General features: G+C 50.9%; 2 protein-coding genes and 1 pseudogene. 2 read left to right on the top strand and 1 reads right to left on the bottom strand.

Annotated elements, in window-relative coordinates; all coding sequences use genetic code 11:
- Window positions 1–151 precede the first annotated feature (151 nt).
- On the bottom strand, window positions 152–1,873 hold the full coding sequence (locus VB741_RS14650; RefSeq protein ID WP_323365927.1) for a DEAD/DEAH box helicase: 1,722 nt from the start codon (window positions 1,871–1,873) through the stop codon (window positions 152–154).
- A gap of 342 nt (window positions 1,874–2,215) precedes the next feature.
- Here VB741_RS14650 and VB741_RS14645 point away from each other — a divergent pair, with 342 nt between their 5' ends.
- Window positions 2,216–5,029: a glycoside hydrolase family 9 protein gene (locus VB741_RS14645; RefSeq protein WP_323365926.1), complete on the top strand. Its 2,814-nt coding sequence runs from the start codon at window positions 2,216–2,218 to the stop codon at window positions 5,027–5,029.
- A 189-nt stretch (window positions 5,030–5,218) separates the two neighbouring features.
- Window positions 5,219–5,329 (top strand): annotated as a pseudogene (locus VB741_RS26425) (abscisic acid-deficient protein Aba4 family protein); the annotation flags it as partial.
- Between the last annotated feature and the right edge of the window lie 124 nt (window positions 5,330–5,453).

Here is a 5,453-nt window from a genome sequence, read left to right as displayed (position 1 = left end):
CTCTGTTGCTCTCAATCAGACCTGGCAAGCGTTTACTCATTTTCGCATTCAGCATGAAACTGAACGCCTTTATCCACACCGAAACCTACTCGGTGCAGTCGATTGGCCCCTGTTTGCTTGAGTTAGATCGCGAGACCGGTTACGCCCAAAGTTAAACGCGTTTGGGTTTACTCTTGGGTCGCTGCTTGCCCGCCCCTTTGCCAGTGATTTCCCCTTCCACCTTTGAAATTTTTAGGGGTTGACCCGAGATGGATACTTTTTTCAGGTGTCTTAGGATTTCCTTGGACACGCCTTCGGGTAAATCTACGGTGCTATGGCTGTCGTAGATATTGATCCGGCCAATGTAGCGACTTTCTAAACCGCTTTCGTTTGCGATCGCACCCACAATATGACCAGGCTTCACGCGATGGCGGTGCCCCACTTCAATGCGATAGCGGCCCATCCCCTGTTCTGGTGGTGATGCCTTGTGATCTTTTTGATCCTTGTGATCTCTCCGCTGAGGGCGTTCCCGTCGCTCACCACTGGGCTCAGGTTTTGAACGCTTACGCTCCTCTAGCAGTAAAGGTTCATCTCCCTGCACTAGTTTAGCCAGGGCGGCAGCTAGCTCAATGGCAGGGACATTATGTTCCTGCTCATACTGCTCCATTAAATTATTGAAGAATTCTAAGTTTTCTTCGGCAAGGGTGTCCGTAATTTGCTGCTTAAACCGGGCAATGCGCTTATCGTTGACCATCTCAGTGGTCGGCATCTCCATTTTTTCAATGGGTTGCTTGGTGGCCCGCTCAATGGCGTACAGCAACCGTCGTTCGCGGGGCGCTACAAATAGAATAGCTTCGCCGTTGCGTCCAGCTCGCCCCGTCCGTCCCACACGGTGTACATAGGTTTCCGTGTCGTAGGGCATGTCGTAGTTAATGACATGGCTGATGCGCTCCACATCTAGTCCTCGAGCAGCCACGTCGGTAGCTACGACAATATCCAATTTGCCTGACTTTAGCTGCTCAACGGTTCGTTCTCGCTGGATTTGAGAGATATCACCACTCAGCGGTGCCGTTTCATAGCCACGGGCTTCTAGTTTTTCCGCTAGCTCGACCGTCGCTATGCGAGTCCGCACAAACACGAGCATACCGTCGAAGGTTTCTGTTTCTAAAATCCGAGTCAAGGCATCTAGTTTGTGATAGCCACTGACCATCCAATAGCGCTGGCGAATGGTATCCGCCGTAGAGGTCTTAGACTTAATTAAGATCTCAGCGGGGTTATGGAGATGCCGCTGGGCAATGCGACGAATTTCTTGCGGTAGGGTCGCCGAAAAGAGCGCTACCTGACGAGTGGAGGGGGTTTTTTCCAACACCCATTCCACATCGTCAATAAAGCCCATGCGGAGCATTTCATCGGCTTCATCCAATACTAGGCACTGTAGAGCACTCAAATCCAGGGTGCCTCGCTTCATGTGGTCCATCACCCGGCCAGGGGTGCCCACTACGATATGGACCGAGCGTTCCAGCTGACGTAGCTGAATGCTATAGCTTTGTCCCCCATAGAGGGGCAACACATGGAACCCCTTCATTTGGGAGGCATAGCTTTGAAAGGCCTCCGCCACTTGGATGGCGAGTTCTCGGGTGGGCGTAAGCACCAGGGTGTGTGGCAACCGTTGGCTAATATCCACCCGGGTGAGCAACGGTAGGGCAAAGGCAGCGGTCTTACCCGTACCAGTCTGTGCTTGCCCAATAATATCTGTGCCCGCTAATACATGGGGAATTGTCTGTGATTGAATCGGCGTTGGGCTTTCATAGCCCAACACCTCCAAAGCCTTTAGCACCGGCTCACTCAATGACAACTCACTAAAGCTTGGAGCCGATTCCATATCCATTGACATCTGTTCTTAACCTGATACGAGCGCTGTTCCAGACTGACAGATGTTGAGCCAAAGATAAAATCTGACAACAAAATAAGCGATACGTCGATCAATCTTAAGATGCGGTGGACTACTGATCTGTCAATAATGTCCCCACTATAAAACTAATTAGAGCTTTTTACAGATTGGATGAATTTTCTCTGATCACCCAAGTACCATTCCCCTAGGTACGCTCTATACTTAGAACGAGGGCAGCATATGCAATAGGTGCACTACCAAAAACCGGGGATGAGATGGCAGAGCCATCTTCGATAAGTTAATTTTCATACTTTTGTATTCCGTTTTTGGGAAGCCTATAACATCATGCAAACTACCTTTGAAGTTTCCCAAGATTGGGGAGACGGCTTGGTGGGTTTCGTCACCGTTAAAAATAATGGGTCCACGGTTCTTGAAAAATGGGATCTGATTATTGAAACCACCTTTGATATAGAGACGCTTTGGGGTGGAGACATCCTTGAGCAAGTTGGCAATCGCTACACGGTAGGATCTAAGGGTTGGAATGCCCGTTTAGACCCTGGTGAGAGTGCTAAGTTTGGGTTTGTAGGCCGCAATGCCGCCGCTGATGGGCACCAGGTGACAGTTGTTCCTAAGCCATTGTTTGAGCCGTCGGTGCCTGAACCGACTGTGCTCGCCACCAACGACCTGAAAACGACCTTTGAGGTGTCGGAGGATTGGGGCCATGGGTTGGTGGGGTTTGTTCATGTTGAAAATACTGGCCTCCATGTTCTCGACGATTGGGTTTTCACGATTAAAACTACCTTTGATATCGATACACTTTGGGGGGGAGAGATCCTTGAGCGCAAGGGGCATCTCTATACGGTCAGGGCAAATGGATGGAATTCCCGGTTAGATCCCGGCGAGAAGACTAAATTTGGTTTTGTTGGCCGCAATGCAACAGCGGCGACACACCAGGTGACCGTTGTTGCCGCACCCTCGTTCCATAGCCCTGCCTCTGAACCCATAGCGGTTGTCCCTGGGCAAGGACCGTTAGCCGAGGTGGATGCGGTTGATTTTAAGATCGTTCACGACTGGTGGGGCGGATTTACCGGCCAGCTAAGTTTTACCTACAGCGGCACCGAGCCCTTAGAGACCTGGCAACTGCGGTTTGAGTCACCGTTTGAAATATCAGAGCTTTGGCATGGCGAAATTGTTGACCATCGGGTTGAACAAAATATCCATGTGTACACCGTTAGCAATGCTAGCTGGAATGGCATTCTGCTAAAGGGCGATACGATCACGATTGGCTTGAACGGTAAAGGGAGCTCCGCGCATGAGCCCATTCACTATTACTTTAATGATTTATTCGTAGGCAATGCTTCAGACGAGTCGGTAATGCTTGAGTTGCCCATCCCACCGGCAGCACCCGGCCAAGAATCGGGTGCTGGGCAATCACCGGTTCCTGCATCACCGGTTCCTGCACCACCAGTTCCTGCACCACCTGATCCCGTTGTGGCAGTACCGGCCGTTGATGATCCGCCTCTTATTACAGATCCCGGGCTCGAATCTTCGGAGGAGCCTGTGTCCAACCCCCTACCGGGTGAGGAATCTGAACCGGAAGTTGTCGAGGCACCCGTCCTGGAAGAGCCTACTTTAACAGTCCCGACAGTCCCGATTGAAATACCAGTTGTAGCACCTGTTGAAATACCGGTTGAAGTACCTGTGATGGAACAGCCGTCACCTGAGCCGGGCTCTGTTCCTGGGGAACCTACTACCTCTGAAGGGGACGGCTCGCTCTATGGTGAGACCCTGCAAAAATCGCTGTTGTTCTATGAAGCCCAGCGGTCAGGGGACTTGCCAGATGATAACCGCATTGCTTGGCGGGGAGATTCTGCCCTCCAGGATGGGGCCGATGTCGGCGTGGATTTGACCGGGGGGTATTATGATGCTGGTGACCATGTCAAATTTGGTTTGCCCATGGCCGCCAGCATCACTATGTTGAGCTGGGGAGCCATTGAATATCAGGCAGCTTATCAACAGAGTGGACAATACGACGAACTGTTGGCGGCGATTAAATGGGGAACTGATTATTTTCTCAAGGCTCACATCAGCGATGGTCAATCCACCCAGGCCTTCTATGGTCAAGTGGGTGATCCGGGGACGGATCATGAATACTGGGGAGCCCCTGAGGACCTGACTATTCATCGCCCGGCCTATAAAATTGATCCAGAAAATCCAGGGTCTGATCTCGCGGCTGAAACAGCGGCGGCTTTGGCTTCTGCATCCATTATTTTTCGGTCTGTTGATCCGACCTATGCCGCTGAACTATTGGTGAATGCCCAGCAGCTGTATGCCTTTGCAGATAGCTATCGCGGTCGTTATTCCGACAGTATTCCTGAAGTTCAGCAATACTACAACTCATGGAGTGGTTACACCGACGAACTGGCCTGGGGGGCTGCTTGGTTATATAAAGCCACTGGCGAACAGTCATATTTGGCCCAGGCCCAGGCCAATTACCAAAATCTGGGAATTGACTGGACCCAAAGCTGGGACGATAAGTCCTATGGGACGGGGGTGTTGTTAGCTCAAATCACGGATGGTGCAAATTATCGGAGTGAAGTTGAGGCCTGGCTGGATAGTTGGTTGTCGGGGGGGATTGAGCAAACTGAGGGTGGTTTGGCTTGGTTAGATCCGTGGGGTGCTCTGAGGTACAGTGCCAATACTGCGTTCTTGGCCGGTCTCTATAGTGATACGGTGAACTTTGACGAGGGCCAGTATGATCAGTTCTCCCGTCGTCAAATTGACTACATTTTGGGGGATAATCCGGCGCAGCAAAGCTATGTGGCTGGCGTTGGTGATAGTTTCCCCGAGTACATTCACCACCGGGGGGCCTCCGGCACGACGGACATTAACGCTGTTGTTCCCAACGAGAATGTTTTGTATGGAGCCTTGGTGGGAGGACCTCGCTTGCCCCATGACTTTTCCTATGTGGATGAACGGACCGATTTCTTGGGCAATGAAGTGGCCCTGGACTACAATGCAGGTTTCACAGGGGCTGTGGCCAGATTGTATGGTCAGGATGGGGGGCCTCTGTTGAGTGATGCCGCTTTGATTGCCCTATCTGAAACGGGTTTATCTGAAACAGGCTCGTCTGAAACGGTCTTGTCTGAAGTGGCCTAGGGTGATTTCGTCCTGCCTGTTCCTCTCGCAATCGGCTGCAAACTTGCAGCCGATTGTACCGCTCATATCTAATGCTATCTATAGCTTTCAGCGATCACCGATGGGTTAAACCATGGGTGCAAGCTATATTTTCAGGATCATCGCTTTACAATGACCCATGTATCCCTTGATAAGTGGACCATGGAAGCGATGATTTTCGAGTATATTTTTAACTTTGGCAACCTGTTTGTGCTGCCATTTTGGGCGTTGATGGTGTTACTACCCAACTGGGATGTGACCCGAAAAATTATGGCGTCCTACAGCAATTATAAATTCAAAATGTAATATTTGATACAGACGCGCGTGCCCAGTAAATGGGTTTTAAGAAATAGTTGAAACCTAGCGTGTGGGTCGGGTGCATCTCTATGGAAAATATCGGCATCAG

It is taken from the genome of Leptothoe sp. PORK10 BA2, assembly GCF_034932105.1.
GTDB lineage: Bacteria > Cyanobacteriota > Cyanobacteriia > Phormidesmidales > Phormidesmidaceae > Leptothoe.
The sequence above is the reverse complement of the archived record's forward strand: the minus strand, read 5'-3'. Positions and strand labels throughout refer to the sequence as shown.